This window comes from Enterococcus sp. DIV0170, assembly GCF_051710765.1.
GTDB lineage: Bacteria > Bacillota > Bacilli > Lactobacillales > Enterococcaceae > Enterococcus_A > Enterococcus_A raffinosus.
Genome location: NZ_JBIOLG010000002.1, coordinates 724,255 through 742,304, shown reverse-complemented (window position 1 = coordinate 742,304; position 18,050 = coordinate 724,255). Strand labels below are relative to the sequence as shown.

Sequence of the window (18,050 nt, the reverse complement as noted above, 5' to 3'; positions counted from 1 at the left end):
TAAAAAATGTTATTTTTGTTTAGTTTGACAATTAGATATAAAATAACGGATAGATACGAAAGTATAGGGTGATAAAAATTGACGTTGTCTGTTTTATCACCCTAATTTTTTTTCATGTGACTATTCGATTATTATTTTTTTCTTTTAAAAGAAAAGTTATTGTTAAAAGCCTTGATACAAATACATTTATTCACAAAATAAGTCCTGCTGTTATAGTGCAGATTATAATTTATCTTGACAACTATAACAGAACGCTCCATAATTTTTAGAGAAATTATGTGGGAGGTGACTGGATAAATGACAATGAACATGGGGGCGAAAAAACTGCATAGCATCGGGGAGGCTGCAGAAATCTGTCGCGTTTCTAGAAAAACATTACGGTTTTACGAAGAATTAGGGCTACTCGTACCGGATCATGTAAGTCCGAAAAACGGCTATCGTTATTACAGTGAAGATACAGTAATGATGATACCTATCTTGAAATATTACAAGCAGATGGGGTTTCGTTTGCAGGAAATGACAGGTGTTTCAGACACGACAGATTATTTTTATCACCAACGAAATTTTTTAAGTAAGCTGGATGAATTGAAAAGAGAAGAAGAACGCATTCAAAATTGCCATGAGTCAGTGTCCGATTGGGTTGGACTGCTCAATGAGGGAACGATGGCAATGGAGAACCACATCAATAACATTAGTTTGAAGTACATTGATCGTGATTCCTATTATTTTTTAGAACAGGATTTTGAATACGATTACAAGTCGTCGATTATCAATATCGAGTGGACGAATTATCTAGAACATTTTGAAAGTGAGATTACGGGTCCTGTTATCTTAAGTTTTAGTGACTATCATTCAAAAGCGAATGGCAGTATACAACGAGCGACTGTCATCCAAAAACCGGTTCGCAATAGTAAAATGCTTATACCAAGACAGGATTTCGGCGGTCAAATTTTTGCTTGTTTGTATCATTTAGGTGATCATAAAACAATTTCTGAAAAGTATCGTCTTATAGAAGAGTGGGCAGTCGAAAACAATTATGAAATTGGACCCAACTGTTATGAGCGATATGTCATTGATTATTGGTCTATTCAAGATCCGAATAAATTTGTAACAGAGATAATGCTTCCGGCAACAAAAAGATAAGCGCAAACAGTCAAGCGTCCTTATGATGCTTGGCTGTTTCTTTTGATCAATTTATGAAAAATACAGAGGAAAATTTCTGAAAATCTGAAACGTCAATGAGCCTTGTCTCTAAGGGCAAGGTTTCCGAATATTCATAACAAATGCAAAGAAATGACCGTCAAAATAGGATTATTTAAAAAAAGAAAACAAAGAAAACGTTTTCATTCATGACTTATTTCCTTAAAATGATTTACTTTTACCTTTCAAAAAAGATTAAATTGTTACTGAGATTCTTTTTTTTTCGTTGTTTCTGTATTAATTGAGATGGGGACACGAGTCGTTGAGAGAAAAATAATTTTAAATAAGTTAAAGGGAACAAACAAGAAGATTCTAAGCTTTGTTTCCGAGTTAACGGATGTAGATTCTCGATTGGTACAGTTAATTGAGAATACTCTCTGTTTCAAGAAAAAAGTTTGTGTTCTATTGAACAATTTTTTTAAAATATTTTGTTGACTCCTACCGTAAGGGAACAATCTAAAGTGAAGAAGGAAAAATTAATTGCGTGTTTAACGCAAATGGGAGGAACTCAAATGAAATACGATGCATTAGGAATGGTAGAAACAAAAGGACTCGTGGGCTCGATTGAAGCAGCAGACGCAATGGTCAAGGCGGCAAATGTCTCTCTAATCGGAAAAGAGCTTGTCGGTGGCGGTATTGTAACCGTTATGGTTCGTGGTGATGTTGGAGCGGTTAAAGCTGCAACTGACGCTGGAGCAGCAGCGGCACAGCGAGTAGGGGAGCTATTGTCTGTCCATGTGATTCCACGTCCTCATGGGGAAGTTGAATCCATTCTGCCGCATACAACGAATGAATAAGGGGAATTGATATGAATAGTGAGAAAAGTGTCATGCAATCGGCAGTTTCTGCAGAAACAAAAATGAAAGCGGTAGGTAAAAAATTTCGTGTTGCTGGAATAAGTAATGGGTTAATTTCCGGTTTAACTTACGGCATTTATTCCACGTTAGTAATGGTTGCCAGCGGGTATGATCCATTGGTTAGCGCAGCGGGTTTTTTAGCGGCACCTTTTGTTTGTTCAGGTTTAAATGACTTTTTTGCAGGAATCTGGCTTTTATTCTATAACGCGAAGCAGGGGCGTTTAAAGGAATTATCTCGTACATTGAAAACAAAGCCGGGACAAATGCTGGTGATCGGCTTTTTACTTGGGGGACCAGTAGCAAACGGCGCATATTTGATCGGTCTAGCAATGGCTGGAGCTTACGCGATTCCGATTTCAGCAACCTGTAGCCTTTTTGGCGCATTGTTCGCTTGGATATTCTTGAAGCAACGTCCGACAAAACGCGTTGTTTTCGGAATGGTCTTGTGTGTGGTTGGTGCCATCATCATCAACTTCGTGAAACCAGAAGGGGCACCGAACTTTACGTTGGGGATCATCTGTGCATTGATCGCGGCAATTTGCTGGGGACTTGAGGGCGTGTTCTCTAGCTTTGGCGGTGCCATGATTGATACAGACGTAGCAGTGAACCTCAGAGAATTGATTTCTGGTTTGGTAGTTCTAGTACTAATCGTTCCTCTTGTGGGGGGAATGAATTTGTTAGGCGGTACCTTAACGGCTGGTATCCCGATTTTGTGGCTGGTTTTATCTGGTTTAAGTGCGGCAGTCTCCTTCGTTTGCTGGTACAAAGCGAATTCGATGGTAGGCTGTGCGATCGGAATGTCTCTAAACGTAACGTATGCTTTCTGGGGCGTTTTGTTCTGCGTAATCTTCTTAGGACAAACGTTAACGGCAACGATCGTCATTGGGTCAATTGTCATCGTATTAGGGGCGATTATCGTTACGATGAATCCTTTAGATTTAATCAGAAAAGGAGATGCATAGGATGGTACTACCAAGCAGAATGGCTGTTTTAAATCATATGTCTGACGATACTGAAGTGGATGTAAAGCAAGTAATGACCGCGCTAAAAAAAGACTATGGAAGTGAAAAACAGTTTAACGAAAAAATGTATTTGGATCATTTATTAGCTTTAGAGGCGAATGGTTTAGTCGAAATGACTAGCTACGATTTGGATAAAGAGAATGAATTGGTGATGCGCTACAAGATTACAGAGGATGGACGAAGCACTGTAATGAAATATGTGGACGCGGCATATCGAAAAATGTAAGGAGGCAAAAAGGTGAGGTACAAGGGTGAAGAAGCACTAGGACTGGTTGAAACGATCGGATTAGTTCCTGCGCTAAAGGCTTGTGATGAAATGCTGAAGGCAGCAAATGTAGAACTGATTTCCTATGAAAACATTGGATCGACTTTAGTCACAATCATGATCAAAGGAGATGTGGCGGCAGTCGAGGCCTCGGTGGCAGCTGGTGCTAGCGCTGCTGAAGCGATCGGTAAATTAACCGCGCAAAACGTGATGCCAAGACCCATCCGAGCGGTGGGAGATATTGTTTCTGTTCACGACATTGATCAATAAGGAGTGGGAATATGGAAAGATACGAAGCAATCGGAGCAATTGAGACCTTCGGGTTAGTTTTTGTTTTAGAAGCGGCCGATGCGATGTGCAAGGCGGCTGATGTAGCACTAGTCGGCTATGAAAATGTAGCCTCTGGCTACATTTCGGTCATCGTAAGAGGCGATGTCGCAGCCTGTAAAACAGCTGTGGAAACAGGAGTCGCAGCAGTTGAGGAGATGGGTGCTGAAGTATACAGCTCTGTCGTTATTGCTAGTCCTCATATTGATTTAGGAAAAATCATTGATCGTTATTCGTTGGAGCAGCTGCTTCCAGCATAAGGAGTGGAACGCATGGAATTTGTGGATAAAGATTTAATATCGATCCAAGAAGCCCGTATCTTAGCAGAATCCGCTCGTGACGCGCAATGTTTATTGCGGGAATATGATCAGAAAACAATTGACCGCATGCTCGAACAACTCCTAGGCGAAGTAAAGCAACAGCTACCGGAGCTGGTCGCCTATGAAGTGACTGAGACAAAGCGAGGAAATGAGAAGGATAAATTACAGCTATGGCAATCCTTTTTAGGGCAGCTTAGCGAAGCGTTGGAAGAGCAGACCATTGGTTCTTTGGAGACAGAAGGTTCACTAAAACATATTGGCGTGCCGCTGGGAGTGATTGCAGTGATTCTGCCAGCAGAAAATATTCTGCTAAATGCTTTGTTTGCGACTGTAAGCGCATTAAAATCTGGAAATTCAGTCATTTTAATTCCTACGGGCAAAACAGAAGCCATTGCTTCAAAGCTTTTTGACATTTTTCAACCTGTAAAAGCTGGATTTCCTCAATCAAGTGTTTGTCTCATGGAAAACACAGCGCTAGAAGGAATTGAAGCGATGATGAAACACGAATCAGTAGCTTTGGTTATCAATATCGGTAGTCCTGCGTATTTCAATTTGAAAACTGCAGCAAAACCGATGATTTATGGGAGCAGCGGTTCTACACCGGTATTCATTGAACGAACTGCGGATATTCAACAGGCTGCAGAAGAAATAATCTCCAGCCGAGCCTTTGATAATGGACTTTTGCCTTCTGCTGAGCAGTTTGTGATTGCGGAAAGTATGATTGCCAGTGAGGTAAAAATGCAGATGATGCAGGCGGGAGCTCACTTCATGAGTGGGGAAGAAGAGCGGCAGCTGCTAGCACATCTGTATTTAGGCAGTGAAATCAATCCCGCGTTTATTGGGAAAGAAGCCAAGGTATTGGCTGATTTGGCCGGATTTACTGTCGCTGAAGAAACACGTGTACTAGTTTCGGAACAGCCGTATATTTTTGACGAGAATCCATTCGCAACGGCTCTTCAGTGTCCGATTCTGACTTTCTACTTGGAATCAGATTGGATTCACGCCTGTGACAAGTGTATTCAATTGTTAAAAGAAAAGCAGAACGGTCATACACTAGCGATTCATTCTAAGGATCAAGCGATTATCCGCGAATTCGCATTAAAGAAACCCGTGGGCCGTATGCTCGTCAACACTGGTGCGAGCTTAGCCGGAATCGGACTGGATTCAACGTTGCCCGTGTCATTGATCTTAGGTGGTTTGACGACTGGACGCGGGTTTAAAGCAGAAAGCATCACTGCCAGAGACCTCAGGTATGTTCGTGAGATTGGGTACAAAAAGGGTGAGACCTTTAATGGGCAAAAAGTGAAAGACGATCCGATCTTAGATGAACAAGCACTATTAGAAAAGTTTTTGAAAAAAATTATGGAGCAGTAAAGTGAGGGAGATAAATGGATATCAAAGAATTTTCAGCCAAGCTGGCTGAAGCAACCAAAGAATTAAGCTCGGAAGAAAGACAGGCGCTAATGAAAATGTTCGCCTCTGTTTCCGATGAAGTCAAAAAGGATGACATCGTAACAGAAACATTAGCCTCAGAAGAAGGAACTGCCATTCCTAATGGGATTACGAAACGTTTGCAGGCCTTAAAGGATAATTATTTAGAGCAGGTTCCATCAATTACGACTTATCGTGCCCGTGCCATCACGAAAATCGCTAAAGAAAATCCTGGTATGCCAAAAATTGTTTTGCGGGCGAAATGCTTCCGCTATTGCTGTGAAACAGCGCCGTTAGTGATTCAGGATCATGAACTGATTGTCGGGGCACCCAATGGAAAACCTCGTGCCGGAGCATTTTCACCAGATATCGCTTGGCGTTGGATGGAGGATGAGATTGATACGATCGGCAATCGTCCACAGGACCCGTTTTACATTTCTGACGAAGACAAGAAGATCATGCGAGAAGAGCTTTTCCCATTTTGGAAGGGTAAATCTGTGGATGAATATTGCGAGGACCAATACCGTGAAGCGGGTGTTTGGGAATTGTCTGGTGAGTCCTTTGTTTCAGACTGTTCTTACCATGCGTTAAATGGCGGTGGTGATTCGAACCCTGGCTACGATGTAATCTTGATGAAAAAAGGCATGCTGGATATTCAAAATGAAGCGAAGGCCCATTTGGAAGAGCTTGACTATGAAAATCCAGAGGATATTGAAAAAATCTACTTCTATAAATCAATCATTGATACGACAGAGGGTGTAATGATCTATGCCCGTCGTATGGCTGATTATGCTGCGGAGCTTGCAGCAAAGGAAACCAATCCAAGACGTAAAGCCGAGCTTCTGAAAATTTCAGAGGTTAATCGTAAAGTTCCAGCGCATAAACCGGAAACATTCTGGGAAGCGATTCAGGCTGTTTGGACTATTGAATCCTTGCTAGTTGTTGAAGAAAATCAAACAGGAATGTCCATCGGACGGGTCGATCAATACATGTACCCATACTTCAAAGCGGACTTGGAAGAAGGACGAATGAACGAGTTCCAAGCCTTTGAGCTGGCGGGCTGTATGTTGATTAAGATGTCAGAAATGATGTGGATTACCAGTGAAGGCGGGTCTAAATTCTTCGCAGGATACCAACCGTTTGTCAATATGTGTGTCGGCGGCGTGACACGCCAAGGTCGTGACGCGACGAATGAGCTGACGTATTTGTTAATGGATGCTGTTCGTCATGTGAAGGTTTATCAGCCGTCTCTTGCTTGCCGAATCCATAATCACTCACCACGAGAATACTTGAAGAAAATCGTTGATGTGGTTCGCGCAGGAATGGGCTTCCCAGCTTGTCATTTCGATGATACTCACATCAAAATGATGCTGGCTAAAGGGGTTTCGATCGAGGATGCTCGGGATTATTGCTTGATGGGCTGTGTGGAGCCGCAAAAATCGGGTCGATTGTATCAATGGACCTCAACTGCCTATACACAATGGCCGATTTGTATCGAGTTGGTTTTAAACAAGGGTGTTCCACTGTGGTATGGGAAACAAGTTTGCCCAGATATGGGGGATCTGTCGCGCTTTACTACTTATGAGGAATTCGAAGCGGCGGTTAAAGAAGAGATCAAGTACATCACTAAATGGACAGATGTGGCAACCGTCATTTCACAACGAGTTCATCGTGATCTAGCGCCAAAACCATTAATGTCCATCATGTATGAAGGCTGTATGGAAAACGGAAAAGATGTTTCTTCTGGTGGGGCGATGTATAACTTTGGTCCTGGAGTTGTTTGGTCAGGTTTAGCGACGTACGCCGATTCAATGGCGGCCATCAAAAAACTTGTTTTTGATGACAAAAAATATTCATTGCAGGAATTGAACGAAGGATTAAAAGCGGACTTCGTGAACTATGACCGCATGAGAACGGACTGCTTGAACGCGCCGAAGTATGGAAATGATGACGATTATGCCGATCTAATCGCAGCAGATTTGATCAACTTTACAGAATCAGAGCATCGTAAATACAAAACCTTGTATTCTGTTTTGAGCCATGGAACGTTGTCAATTTCTAACAATACACCATTTGGACAATTGACGGGTGCTTCCGCAAACGGACGAAAAGCTTGGACCCCATTATCAGATGGGATCAGTCCAACCCAAGGAGCCGATTACAAAGGGCCGACAGCTATCATTAAATCCATCTCAAAAATGTCTAATGACAGCATGAACATCGGAATGGTACACAACTTCAAGATCATGTCTGGGCTGTTGGATACGCCTGAAGGAGAAGAAAGCCTGATTACATTGTTGAAAACGGCTTGTCATTTAGGAAATGGAGAAATGCAGTTTAACTACTTGGACAATAATACGCTGATCGAGGCACAAAAGCATCCTGAACAATACCGTGATTTGATTGTTCGTGTGGCGGGCTACAGCGCCTTCTTCGTAGAGCTGTGTAAAGATGTTCAGGATGAAATTATCTCACGGACAATGTTGACAAAATTTTAGAAAATAAGCTGGAGCTTGGAATGGATGGTTGATGTGAAAGAGGAACGGATTGAACGGCAAGCGATGATTTTCAATGTACAAAAATACAGCCTGTATGACGGTCCTGGGATCAGAACTATCGTCTTTTTCAAAGGCTGTCCATTGCGTTGCCAGTGGTGTGCCAATCCAGAAGGAATCAAGCGTAAGTTTGAAGTCATGTATAAAGAGAGCGTGTGCAACGATTGCGGCACGTGTGTTGAGGCGTGTCCTTTAGGCATTCATTATCTGGATGAAAAGGGCAAACATCAAGTGCGTCGCGATATTTCCTGTAACGGGTGTCAAAAATGTGTCGACGCCTGTCCTAAGAAGGCGTTGAACATTACAGGGACGATCAAAACGATCTCACAATTGATGGAGGTCATCCACGAAGACGATGCTTTCTACGAAATGTCCGGCGGAGGGGTAACCTTTAGTGGTGGTGAATGCACCGCCCAGCCAGAAGCGGCATTGGCACTTTTGAAGGCATGTAAATCAGATGGCATCAATACAGCGATTGAGACCTGCGGCCATAGCGGGATGAAGAAGCTGTTGGAGATGGCGGATTACACTGATCTCTTTTTATATGACATGAAGCATATGGACCCTGTTCGACACAATGAATTAACGGGTATCAGTAACGAGAAAATTTTAGCGAATTTGAAAGAATTGCTGGTACGTGGCTACAAAGTTCAGATCAGAATGCCGATGTTGAAAATGATTAATGACAGCCATGAGGAAATTAAGGAAATCGTCGACTTTTTACTTCCTTACAAGGAACTGCCGAATTTTAAGGGGATCGATCTGCTGCCGTACCATAAGCTGGGCGTCAATAAATACGGCCAGTTAGGGATGGACTATCCTGTGGAGGGCGATCCGAGCTTGTCAGATAATGAGCTGGATCAGATTGAAGGCTGGATTGCTGAATATGATTTCCCGGTCAGAGTCGTGCGACATTAAGGAGGAGCAGTCATGTCAGAAATAATCGCGCAACGAGTGATTGAAGAGTCGGTGCCAGGCAAGCAGATTACGTTGGCGCATGTCATCGCGGCGCCGATAGGCAGTGTCTATCAATCATTGGGGATTGATGAGGCGGGAGCCATCGGAATTTTGACCCTCTCACCTTTTGAAACGGCGATGATAGCGGCTGATACTGCAGCAAAGGTAGCGGATGTAGAGATTGGTTTCTTAGACCGTTTTACCGGCTCGGTCGTAATTACAGGTGATGTAGAAAGCGTAGAAACTAGCTTAAGAGAAGTGCTGCGAGTCTTCAAAGAAGTTCTGAAATTTAGTGTCGTCGATGTGACTCGAACATGAAAATTCTTTTAGTGGGTCCACGAAGTAGTGGGAAAATGACTTTGGCGAATTATTTTGAAGAAAAGGAAGAACCGTTAAGAAAAGTCGCCAGTATCGTTTATCACAAACGGACAATCATTGTTCCTGACAGCTATTTGGAAAGTCCTTGGATGCACAAGCATGTCATTGCCCTGCAGCAGTCGGCGGATTGCGGTATCTTTCTGCAGCCAGTTACGGCGAGTCGCCGCAGCTACCCGCCGAATTTTGCAAAAGCGTTTCGAATTCCTATTTATGGCGTAATCACTTATCACGAAGCTTATACGGAAGAAGGATTGAGAAAAGCGAAAGGGCAGCTTTTCTCCTGTGGTATAGATCCTATTGACGGCTTGCTTGATTTAGCAAAGCCTAATCTGTGTTCAATTAAAAAAATTATTTTAGAAGGGGGGAGAGACGATGGAAACATTTAAAATGGCGACAAAAATATATTCCGGTAATCAAGCGATAAACGCTTTAATGGATTTCGATTATCAACGAGTATTAGTAATCTGTGATCCTTTTATGGTCGTCAGCGGAATGGTAAAAAAAGTGACGACCATTCTAACAGAAAGTGAAATTGCATTTCAGCTTTTCTCTGAAATTGTCCCTGATCCAACGATTGAGGTAGTGACAAAAGGAGTGGCTTATGCTGCAGGGTTTCAACCAGACGCGGTCCTTGCATTAGGTGGCGGGTCTGCTCTGGATACGGCCAAAGCAGTTCGCCAAATCTACCAGCAAGTTGAACAGGAAAAGAAGATACAGTTGATTTGTGTTCCCACCACAAGTGGAACAGGCAGTGAAGTGACTTCCTTTGCGGTGATTTCTGATCCCTCTGTTAATGGAAAATATGCCTTAGTAGATGACGGAATGATTCCAGAAATCGCGATTCTTGATCCAGCTTTTACTTTCACTGTACCAAGCGGAGTGACTGCGGATACAGGGATCGATGTGTTGACGCACACATTAGAAGCTTATGTTTCAACGGATGCAACAGATTTCACCGATGCCTGTGCGGAAAAGGCGATGCGGATCATATGGCAGGATCTAGACAAGGTTGTTGCAGATGGCGAAAACAAAGAGCTGCGAGAAAAAATTCACAATGCTTCTTGTTTAGCGGGTATGGCGTTTAGTGAAGCGTCATTAGGGATTTGTCATAGCTTGGCGCACGCACTGGGTGGACGTTTTCATATCCCGCATGGTCGTGCGAATGCCATTCTATTACCCCATGTGATTTCATTCAATGCAGGAATAGAGGGTGACTTCGCTTCACCAGCTTTAACGAAATACGCAGAAGCCGCGAACCTGTTAGGACTTCGCTCTATGACTGAGCGGACGACGGTGAGCCTGCTTATCGCGGGGATTCAGAAACTGACGCGGAAATTTGAGGTGCCGAAATATGTCACTGAGCTAGGGATTGACGAAGAGGCGTTTCTTGCGGCTATTCCCGAAATGACCGAAGCTGCGTTAAAGGATAAATGCACGTTAACGAATCCTCGAAAAGTAACTTGTGAGGATCTGGCAGGTATTTACTCTAGGATTTGTCGAGGTGGTCATTGATGCGCTACGTCACAGAACAAGAGCTGCAAGTGAAGAACCGTCACCAGCCTTTTAAAGAACTATTTTTAGATACGAATGAGCGACTAACCCCCGGAGCAAAGCAGTTTCTGTCAGATCATCAGATTAAGCTTATTAGCGAGGGCAGATCAGAACTAGGAAGTCATGCTGAAGGGAATGACACGAAGGAAAGGGAAGTTGCGATTAAAAGAGCAAACTTTTTTTCTTTACTCGAGATCGAGCTATGGGAAGCCGCGTTGAAAGCAAATGAACTAAGCACGGCAGCCAGCCGTCGAATCGTTGGTTTAGCACAAACAGTAACTCGCATTAAGGAAGAAAAATTTGATGAGCTTGAGCTGTCGGAAGCTGCTTCTGATGAAGAGAATGACCTTTCTGAATTAAATGAAGCGCTCCTTTTTCAGCCAGGCGGCAAAGTAATTTTAAGTCTGCATCGTGCGGCTGCTTATGCGGGGACCTTACAAGCTTTTGTTTCAGCAGAACAAGAGCTCGCTCTAAAAAAACTGATTTACTGGATGAAACAAGCAGAAGATCAGCTACAAAACCTTTAAAAAATTTCTAAAAGTCGGAGGAAATTTCTGTGATGATCATGAACGATAGAAAGGCCTGTGACCAATTAGTCGCAGAATTTGAAGCAGTAATTAAAGAGCCGAAAAAAAGCGCGACAGGGATTTACTATACCGGTGTCGATCTTGGGACAGCCTGTATCGTCTTGGCTGTTATGGACGAAAATTTCCAACCTGTGGCGGGAGCTTATCGCTATGCTGATGTTGTCCGAGATGGGATGGTCGTTGATTATATCGGCGCTATCAGTATCGTCAAAGAATTAAAGGCGGAGCTAGAGGAAAAGCTGGACACCGAATTAATTTACGCAGCAGCGGCGATTCCCCCAGGAACCGATGCGTTGGATGGTGGAGCGATAAAAAATGTGGTTCAAGGTGCGGGCTTTGAGTTAACCAATGTGTTAGACGAACCAACTGCTGCCAATCAAGTTTTATCCATTCAAAATGGTGCGGTCGTCGATATCGGCGGCGGAACAACGGGGATTTCCATTATTAAGGATGGAGAGGTAGTAAAAGTTGCAGATGACGCAACTGGGGGGACCCACTTGACACTAGTCACCGCCGGGGCCTATCGTTTTTCATTTTCTGAAGCGGAACTTTACAAACGAGATCAGAACAATCATTCAGAGCTGATCGGGGTCTTAAAGCCAGTAGTAGAAAAAATCGCCACGATCATCACAGCACAAATCGAGGGCTTCGAAATTGATGGACTGTATTTAGTTGGTGGGACAGCTTGTTTGACAGGAATCGAAACAATCATCGAGTCAAAAACAGGAATTAAGACCTATAAACCGTTAAACCCCATGTTCGTAACGCCTTTAGGGATCGCGTTGAGCTGTACGGATGAAATATTGTAGGCGAATCTGGCAATAAGCTAAAAGTCTCAAAGCAGGACTTTTATTCTTTTATCATATTGCCGGAGCAGAGCAGTTGAGGTAGAGGAGGAACAGTAAAATGGATTGTCGCATAATTAAGTCTCCTGGTGAAGGCACCCTAGCCATCTTGAATCGCCGCAAAGGCTCAGGACCAAAATCGGCTTTGGAAACACCAGACGCAGTGGGACTCGTACAGGGGAAACTGATCGAAATGGTTTGTGCCGCAGATGTCGCGGAAAAAGCTGTCGGTGTGACGGTGGAGGATATTCGTGGCAGCTGTCCGCAAAATATGATACTTTTGGCAATTTTTGGCGATACCGCATCCGTTGAGTCAGCCATTGAAGAAATCAAACGAAAAGACAAGGAACGAAAATGGTAACGGCACGATTGATCGATAATATCTGGGCGACACGCAAATCGGAGCAGCTAAATGGGTTAAAGCTGATGATTGCAGAGGTAATTGGCGGTTCTCGTGATGGCGAACAGCTGATTGTCTGTGATGTCATCGGAGCTGGAATCGGTGATCGCGTGATTGTCACCTGCGGGAGTGCCGCCAGAAGAATGCTGGAAAATGATGCGATTCCAGTAGATGCGGCGGTAATCGGTATTATTGATGAAAGTTGTGAATCTGTATAGAAAGGATCGGAAGCGATGAAAAAATTGATTTGTGTCGAGGATGTTGAACAGGCGCAGGCAGACGGAATAGCTTTATGCGTTGATGGAAATACGATCATCACACCAGCGGCACAAGATTTGATTGAAGCCTTTCAACTGCCCATCAAGGAAAGCTGTGAAACGACGTTAACAGAAGCGGCTATTCCTAATGAGCTCGATAAGAACACGTTAATCCAACTATTAAAGATGATTTTGGCAGGGGAAACGGCTTCATTCCAATGTGAACAGCACGACAGCGGCTTGAAAGTCGTAAAGGGTGAAAGTGTCAAAATGGCGCTCTTCGACACAGGTGATCCCAATGCCAAGGTCTGCTATCAAGAGTTGATTAGTAAGGAAGAAGCACAGATCAGCGCCGGCTTTCTTGAAATCGATCATTCCTCCTTTGACTGGGAGCTAACCTATGAGGAGATCGATTATGTGATCAGCGGCACTTTGGAGATTACGATCGAGGGTCAAACATTTACAGCCAATCCGGGAGACGTCGTCTTTGTGCCAAAAGACAGTAAGGTTACTTGGTGTTCACCAAACAAGGTGAAACTGTTTTACGCGACGTATCCAGCAAATTGGCCGGATTTGTTGTGAAATCCTTCCAACGAGCCGTGACTGACATTAAAGGAGCAAGAGTATGAAAGCATTAGGATTAGTTGAAACAAAAGGGTTACTGGCAGCTGTCGAAGCCAGTGATGTCATGCTGAAAACGGCTGAAGTAACGTTGACTCAAAAAGAAGTTGTAGGCGGAGGTTTAGTGACCATTATGGTGCAGGGGGATGTAGCCGCGGTAAAAACAGCCGTGGACGCTGCAGCCTCCGCTGTGACAAAGCTTGGAGAATCATTATTGGCGACGACACACGTGATCCCTCGACCAGATGAGAGTTTACGATTGTTTGAAGCTGCCGCCGAAGTGGAAATCGAAACAAAAGCTGAAGTTGAAAATCCAGCGGATGATCTCAACTCACAAAAAGAAGAAGGGGCTGTCAAGGCAGAGAGCCAAGCAGCTAACGAAAAGTCAGAAGCTGAGACACTTCAGGAAGAGTCAAAGGAAACAGAAAATGATACGACACCTACTTCTCCTAGCCAAGAAATGACAGAAGTCTCGTACTCAGAACTAGGAAAAGCCGGCAAAACAGCAGAAATTGAAAACGAATTGTCTGCTATGAAGGTTTTAGAGCTGCGAAAGCTAGCGAAGAAGCAGCAAAACTTCTCTATTAATAAGAATGATGTCCATAAAGCCAATAAAGAGCAGCTTATTGCGGCATTGATGCAGCACTTCACTAAGAAGTAGATCGATCAATTTGAAAAAAACACTGATTGCAGAGGCAGTCAGCAATTTAAGCGCTAAAGGAGTAAAAGAAAATGACGACATTTGACAAAGATTTATGCTCCGTCCAAGAAGCACGAGATTTGGCCCGCGCAGGACAGGCGGCAGCTCAAAAATTCGCGACATTTACTCAAGCACAAGTAGATGACATTTTGAAGAACATGAAGGATGCCGCAGAAAAATTTTCAGTTTGCTTAGCAAAAGCAGCGGTGGATGAAACAGGGTTTGGAAAGGTCGCGGATAAAGCTTATAAGAATCATGCGGCGGGAGCTTTGCTATATGAAGAAATTAAAGATGAGAAAACTGTTGGGATCATTCACGAGGACACCACGAAGGGCACCTTCGATGTGGCGGAGCCTGTCGGATTAGTATTAGGGATTATTCCTTCCACCAATCCAACATCAACTGTGATTTTCAAAGCGATGGTCGCACTGAAATCGAGAAACGCGATCGTCTTCGCACCGCATCCGGCTGCAGCTGAATGTACAAAAAAAGCGGCGGATATGATGAGCCGAGCAGCAGAAGCGGCAGGCGCACCGAAAGGAATTATTAGCTGTGTAACGACACCAACCATGGCCTCTACCAATGAGCTGATGCATGCAGCTGAGGTGAAATTAATTATCGCAACAGGTGGTCCTGGAATGGTGAAAGCGGCCTATAGCTCTGGAAAACCAGCGATTGGTGTGGGTGCGGGGAATTCTCCTGCCTATATCGAGAAAACCGCGGATGTGAAGAGAGCGATCAGTCAAATTATTGCCAGCAAGACCTTTGACAATGGAACGATCTGCGCTTCAGAACAATCAATCATTTGTGAAGAGAGCAATGAGGCAGAAGTAATCGCTGAGCTGAAAGCTCAAGGAGCCTACTTTATGTCAGAGGAAGAGACTAAGAAGGTTTGCGGCTTACTCTTCAAAGGCGGGAGTCATGCGATGAACGCTAAATTTGTCGGTCGAACACCGCAAGTGATCGCAGAAGCGGCTGGTTTTACTGTTCCTCATACGACCACAGTTTTGGTTGGTCGACAAAATGGTGTGGGTGCTGGAAATCCATTGTCCTTTGAGAAATTAACCACCGTTCTAGCTTTCTACACCGTGAAGGATTGGGAAGAAGCTTGCCAACTGAGTATTAATTTATTACAAAACGGCATCGGGCATACGATGAGTATTCATACGAATGATCGGGATATTGTGTTGAAATTTGCCGCAAAACCGGCTTCTCGAATCTTAGTCAACACTGGCGGGAGTCAAGGTGGTACAGGAATCAGCACCGGTTTGCCAATCTCCTTCACTCTTGGCTGTGGAACCTTTGGTGGAAGCTCTGTTTCTGAAAACGTTAGTCCGAAGCATCTATTAAATATTAAGAAGGTGGCCTATGGCTTAAAGGATGTTACGACTTTAGTCACTGAAGACAACAGCTTCACACATCCAGAACTGGAAGATCCCATCGATGCATGTTTGACCACTCAAACAGCTACTAGCGAGCCAAAAGGCGGGGATTCAGAAGAACTCAATTTCTCTGCTGCTGAATTATCTGAGTTAGCGGAGGTTGTTCGAAAAGTCTTAACCACCATGAATGCCTAAGCTTTCTGAGGCAAATAAAGAAATAAAGGAGTACAAATGGAAGATTATGAAGTGATTCTAAATGCCATCATGGCGCATTTAAATCCTGAAGACAAACCGAAAGACGATACGATTCCTGTTGGGATTTCGAACCGCCATATTCATTTAAGTCAAGCGGCAGTCGATAAATTATTCGGCAATCAGTATCAATTAACTAAGCTAAAGGACTTGTCTCAGCCTGGCCAATACGCCTGCAAGGAATGTGTCACGCTTGCTGGCCCCAAAGGTGTAATCGAGAAGGTGCGTGTCTTAGGGCCAGTCAGATCAGCGACACAAGTAGAAATCTTGCAAAGCGATACCTTTAAATTAGGAGTAATGGGAGCCCTGCGGTTGTCAGGTGATTTAGCCAATACTCCTGGAATCACCCTGATTGGGCCAAACGGTTCCTATGAAATTCAGCAGGGAGTAATTATTGCCAAACGTCACATCCATATGTTACCAGAACAAGCTGAGCAATTTGGTGTGACTGACGGTCAAGTCGTCTCTATCGATTTTGAAGGAGAACGCGGCGGAAGATTAAACAATGTAGTAATTCGCGCGACTGCGAATTCAGGCTTGGAGTGTCATATTGATACCGAAGAAGCCAATGCTCTTGGTGTTATGCCAGGAACATCAATAAAAATTAGAAAATAATTTAGGAGGAATACAAAAATGAAATCAGATGCATTAGGAATGATCGAAACAAAAGGATTAATCGGATCAATTGAAGCAGCAGACGCAATGGTGAAAGCGGCGAATGTGACCTTAGTCGGGAAAGAACGTGTCGGCGGCGGAATCGTGACCGTCTTGGTACGTGGAGATGTCGGTGCAGTGAAGGCGGCAACGGATGCTGGTGCAGCAGCGGCGCAGCGTGTAGGTGAATTACTATCTGTTCACGTTATTCCACGCCCTCATTCAGAGGTAGAAACAATTTTACCATCAACCAACGCTTAGAAGTTCGCTGTTGAGAAATAGCTGTACATACTCTTAGATTCTCTTCCAACGTGGGAATCAAAGGTATGTACAGTTTTTTTGTTCAGGATAAAAAAAATCTGAGGTAATTCTGAACGTGTAGGAAAATAAAATGAACACAGCTTTGTGTGAAATGATTATTTTAAATGATTACATACGTTCTTTTAAAATAAATCTTTATTATAATAAGATAATAGTTAGTTTGGTTAAGATAACTGTTTTGTTGGTAAAATCATTTTTTTATCCTATGATTGATCAATAAAATCCTTTAACACAAAGAGATTATTTTTGAAAGGAAGAAAAGGTTAGAAAAATAAAATATTTTCATGCGGTTCGATTTGTGATATGATTAGCCAAAAATAATAAAAGTGTAATAGACGATTGTAGTTTTGTTAAGATGTGTAGTCTGTTTTTTATAGTTAAGGTGTTTTAGATGAGAGAAGAAATCAAAGAAGCGGATATTATTGTAATAAAGGTGGGGACCAGCTTATTGGTCTCACCAGAAAACGGTGTGAGTGAGTCAGCGATATTTAAGCTGGCTAGCGTGTTATCGGAATTGACCACCAGTGGGAAGCGTCTGATTTTAGTTTCATCTGGTGCTGTTGGTGTGGGCATTACGCAATTAGGTGACGTATCGAAATATGCGGCAGCAGCGGTCGGCCAAGGAATTTTAACGGGTTTGTATGAGGATGCATTTAAGGAGCACCAGCAAAAAATCGGTCAGCTTCTACTAAGTCGAGAGGTTCTAGAGCAGCCAAATAGTCGTCAGGCGTTTATTCAAACACTGCAGGAACTTCTGGCCCATCAAATAATTCCGATTATTAACGAAAATGATGCGGTAACGATAGATGGGGAAGGGCACCAAATGAAGTTTGAAGACAATGATGAGTTGTCCTTATTAGTAGCTGAGGCGGTGCAGGCGGATCTATTAGTGATGCTGACGGACGTAAACGGCCTTTATTCTGAGAATCCTTTGTTGAATGAAGAAGCGACGATGATTCAGCATTTAAGTGAGATTGATCAACGCTTACTGGAAGAATCTGATCCTCATTTAGGAGAATTGAGCCGTGGAGGCATTCGCAGTAAGTTGAAGACTGCGACCGGTGCATTAACCGCCAATATTTCCATGGTACTAGCCAATGGAAAGAGCCCTCAGGTATTGTTCGATATTTTAGCAGGACGCGAGGTTGGCACACTATTTAAGAAATGA

Annotated in this window: 22 protein-coding genes; all 22 read left to right on the top strand. The window is 43.4% G+C overall.

Going from position 1 to position 18,050, the window contains the following annotated elements:
- Positions 1–297: 297 nt before the first annotated feature.
- The 22 genes from IGI50_RS19200 (at position 298) to proB (ending at position 18,050) form a co-directional block, all read left to right on the top strand.
- Positions 298–1,143 carry a MerR family transcriptional regulator gene (locus tag IGI50_RS19200; RefSeq protein WP_438778154.1) on the top strand — a complete coding sequence of 282 codons (846 nt, stop codon included), beginning with the start codon at positions 298–300 and terminating at the stop codon, positions 1,141–1,143.
- A gap of 569 nt (positions 1,144–1,712) precedes the next feature.
- Complete coding sequence (gene eutM, locus IGI50_RS19195) at positions 1,713–1,997, top strand: ethanolamine utilization microcompartment protein EutM (protein WP_028020141.1); 285 nt, start codon at positions 1,713–1,715, stop codon at positions 1,995–1,997.
- Between the two features lie 11 nt (positions 1,998–2,008).
- A complete protein-coding gene (locus IGI50_RS19190; protein WP_010744259.1) occupies positions 2,009–3,019 on the top strand; it encodes a DMT family transporter in 1,011 nt (336 codons plus the stop codon).
- A gap of 1 nt (position 3,020) precedes the next feature.
- Positions 3,021–3,305 carry a hypothetical protein gene (locus tag IGI50_RS19185; protein WP_438778153.1) on the top strand — a complete coding sequence of 95 codons (285 nt, stop codon included), beginning with the start codon at positions 3,021–3,023 and terminating at the stop codon, positions 3,303–3,305.
- Positions 3,306–3,317: 12 nt separating this feature from the next.
- The gene (locus IGI50_RS19180) at positions 3,318–3,614 is read left to right on the top strand and encodes a BMC domain-containing protein (protein ID WP_010744261.1); all 297 of its coding nucleotides are present in this window, start codon (positions 3,318–3,320) and stop codon (positions 3,612–3,614) included.
- A gap of 11 nt (positions 3,615–3,625) precedes the next feature.
- Entirely contained in the window at positions 3,626–3,931 is a 306-nt protein-coding gene (locus IGI50_RS19175) for a BMC domain-containing protein (protein WP_438778152.1), read from the top strand.
- 12 nt (positions 3,932–3,943) lie between these two features.
- Complete coding sequence (locus IGI50_RS19170; RefSeq protein ID WP_438778151.1) at positions 3,944–5,365, top strand: aldehyde dehydrogenase family protein; 1,422 nt, start codon at positions 3,944–3,946, stop codon at positions 5,363–5,365.
- A gap of 14 nt (positions 5,366–5,379) precedes the next feature.
- Positions 5,380–7,920 carry a choline trimethylamine-lyase gene (gene cutC, locus IGI50_RS19165; protein ID WP_070510078.1) on the top strand — a complete coding sequence of 847 codons (2,541 nt, stop codon included), beginning with the start codon at positions 5,380–5,382 and terminating at the stop codon, positions 7,918–7,920.
- Positions 7,921–7,944: 24 nt separating this feature from the next.
- The gene (gene cutD, locus IGI50_RS19160) at positions 7,945–8,895 is read left to right on the top strand and encodes a choline TMA-lyase-activating enzyme (protein ID WP_028020145.1); all 951 of its coding nucleotides are present in this window, start codon (positions 7,945–7,947) and stop codon (positions 8,893–8,895) included.
- Between the two features lie 12 nt (positions 8,896–8,907).
- Positions 8,908–9,252, top strand: coding sequence for a BMC domain-containing protein (locus tag IGI50_RS19155; protein ID WP_010744266.1), 345 nt, complete (start codon positions 8,908–8,910; stop codon positions 9,250–9,252).
- On the top strand, positions 9,249–9,698 hold the full coding sequence (locus tag IGI50_RS19150; RefSeq protein WP_438778150.1) for a EutP/PduV family microcompartment system protein: 450 nt from the start codon (positions 9,249–9,251) through the stop codon (positions 9,696–9,698). Before IGI50_RS19155 ends, IGI50_RS19150 begins: the two co-directional genes overlap by 4 nt.
- Positions 9,685–10,824: a 1-propanol dehydrogenase PduQ gene (locus tag IGI50_RS19145; RefSeq protein ID WP_438778149.1), complete on the top strand. Its 1,140-nt coding sequence runs from the start codon at positions 9,685–9,687 to the stop codon at positions 10,822–10,824. Before IGI50_RS19150 ends, IGI50_RS19145 begins: the two co-directional genes overlap by 14 nt.
- Positions 10,824–11,390 carry a hypothetical protein gene (locus IGI50_RS19140; RefSeq protein ID WP_438778148.1) on the top strand — a complete coding sequence of 189 codons (567 nt, stop codon included), beginning with the start codon at positions 10,824–10,826 and terminating at the stop codon, positions 11,388–11,390. Before IGI50_RS19145 ends, IGI50_RS19140 begins: the two co-directional genes overlap by 1 nt.
- 32 nt (positions 11,391–11,422) lie before the next feature.
- Positions 11,423–12,259, top strand: coding sequence for an ethanolamine utilization protein EutJ (gene eutJ, locus IGI50_RS19135; protein ID WP_438778440.1), 837 nt, complete (start codon positions 11,423–11,425; stop codon positions 12,257–12,259).
- Positions 12,260–12,356: 97 nt separating this feature from the next.
- Positions 12,357–12,656 carry a BMC domain-containing protein gene (locus IGI50_RS19130; RefSeq protein ID WP_010744271.1) on the top strand — a complete coding sequence of 100 codons (300 nt, stop codon included), beginning with the start codon at positions 12,357–12,359 and terminating at the stop codon, positions 12,654–12,656.
- Entirely contained in the window at positions 12,650–12,913 is a 264-nt protein-coding gene (locus IGI50_RS19125; RefSeq protein ID WP_010744272.1) for a EutN/CcmL family microcompartment protein, read from the top strand. Before IGI50_RS19130 ends, IGI50_RS19125 begins: the two co-directional genes overlap by 7 nt.
- 15 nt (positions 12,914–12,928) lie before the next feature.
- Complete coding sequence (locus IGI50_RS19120) at positions 12,929–13,534, top strand: cupin domain-containing protein (RefSeq protein ID WP_438778147.1); 606 nt, start codon at positions 12,929–12,931, stop codon at positions 13,532–13,534.
- Positions 13,535–13,577: 43 nt separating this feature from the next.
- Positions 13,578–14,234, top strand: a complete 657-nt coding sequence (locus tag IGI50_RS19115; RefSeq protein WP_438778146.1) for a BMC domain-containing protein — start codon at positions 13,578–13,580, stop codon at positions 14,232–14,234.
- Between the two features lie 71 nt (positions 14,235–14,305).
- The gene (locus IGI50_RS19110) at positions 14,306–15,850 is read left to right on the top strand and encodes an acetaldehyde dehydrogenase (acetylating) (RefSeq protein WP_438778145.1); all 1,545 of its coding nucleotides are present in this window, start codon (positions 14,306–14,308) and stop codon (positions 15,848–15,850) included.
- A gap of 36 nt (positions 15,851–15,886) precedes the next feature.
- Positions 15,887–16,522 (top strand): phosphate propanoyltransferase, encoded by a 636-nt coding sequence (pduL, locus tag IGI50_RS19105; RefSeq protein WP_438778144.1) that lies wholly within the window; start codon positions 15,887–15,889, stop codon positions 16,520–16,522.
- 18 nt (positions 16,523–16,540) lie between these two features.
- Positions 16,541–16,822, top strand: coding sequence for a BMC domain-containing protein (locus IGI50_RS19100; RefSeq protein ID WP_016178630.1), 282 nt, complete (start codon positions 16,541–16,543; stop codon positions 16,820–16,822).
- Between the two features lie 451 nt (positions 16,823–17,273).
- Entirely contained in the window at positions 17,274–18,050 is a 777-nt protein-coding gene (gene proB / locus IGI50_RS19095) for a glutamate 5-kinase (protein WP_070510051.1), read from the top strand.

Bases quoted from the DNA above. Each gene is read 5' to 3' on its own strand.
- pduL (WP_438778144.1), top strand. From the start codon at position 15,887: ATGGAAGATTATGAAGTGATTCTAAATGCCATCATGGCGCATTTAAAT.
- proB (WP_070510051.1), top strand. From the start codon at position 17,274: ATGAGAGAAGAAATCAAAGAAGCGGATATTATTGTAATAAAGGTGGGG.
- IGI50_RS19130 (WP_010744271.1), top strand. From the start codon at position 12,357: ATGGATTGTCGCATAATTAAGTCTCCTGGTGAAGGCACCCTAGCCATC.
- IGI50_RS19150 (WP_438778150.1), top strand. From the start codon at position 9,249: ATGAAAATTCTTTTAGTGGGTCCACGAAGTAGTGGGAAAATGACTTTG.
- eutM (WP_028020141.1), top strand. From the start codon at position 1,713: ATGAAATACGATGCATTAGGAATGGTAGAAACAAAAGGACTCGTGGGC.
- cutC (WP_070510078.1), top strand. From the start codon at position 5,380: ATGGATATCAAAGAATTTTCAGCCAAGCTGGCTGAAGCAACCAAAGAA.
- IGI50_RS19115 (WP_438778146.1), top strand. From the start codon at position 13,578: ATGAAAGCATTAGGATTAGTTGAAACAAAAGGGTTACTGGCAGCTGTC.
- IGI50_RS19190 (WP_010744259.1), top strand. From the start codon at position 2,009: ATGAATAGTGAGAAAAGTGTCATGCAATCGGCAGTTTCTGCAGAAACA.
- IGI50_RS19185 (WP_438778153.1), top strand. From the start codon at position 3,021: ATGGTACTACCAAGCAGAATGGCTGTTTTAAATCATATGTCTGACGAT.
- IGI50_RS19155 (WP_010744266.1), top strand. From the start codon at position 8,908: ATGTCAGAAATAATCGCGCAACGAGTGATTGAAGAGTCGGTGCCAGGC.
- IGI50_RS19175 (WP_438778152.1), top strand. From the start codon at position 3,626: ATGGAAAGATACGAAGCAATCGGAGCAATTGAGACCTTCGGGTTAGTT.
- IGI50_RS19110 (WP_438778145.1), top strand. From the start codon at position 14,306: ATGACGACATTTGACAAAGATTTATGCTCCGTCCAAGAAGCACGAGAT.
- IGI50_RS19200 (WP_438778154.1), top strand. From the start codon at position 298: ATGACAATGAACATGGGGGCGAAAAAACTGCATAGCATCGGGGAGGCT.
- IGI50_RS19100 (WP_016178630.1), top strand. From the start codon at position 16,541: ATGAAATCAGATGCATTAGGAATGATCGAAACAAAAGGATTAATCGGA.
- eutJ (WP_438778440.1), top strand. From the start codon at position 11,423: ATGATCATGAACGATAGAAAGGCCTGTGACCAATTAGTCGCAGAATTT.
- IGI50_RS19120 (WP_438778147.1), top strand. From the start codon at position 12,929: ATGAAAAAATTGATTTGTGTCGAGGATGTTGAACAGGCGCAGGCAGAC.
- cutD (WP_028020145.1), top strand. From the start codon at position 7,945: ATGGTTGATGTGAAAGAGGAACGGATTGAACGGCAAGCGATGATTTTC.
- IGI50_RS19140 (WP_438778148.1), top strand. From the start codon at position 10,824: ATGCGCTACGTCACAGAACAAGAGCTGCAAGTGAAGAACCGTCACCAG.
- IGI50_RS19145 (WP_438778149.1), top strand. From the start codon at position 9,685: ATGGAAACATTTAAAATGGCGACAAAAATATATTCCGGTAATCAAGCG.
- IGI50_RS19170 (WP_438778151.1), top strand. From the start codon at position 3,944: ATGGAATTTGTGGATAAAGATTTAATATCGATCCAAGAAGCCCGTATC.
- IGI50_RS19125 (WP_010744272.1), top strand. From the start codon at position 12,650: ATGGTAACGGCACGATTGATCGATAATATCTGGGCGACACGCAAATCG.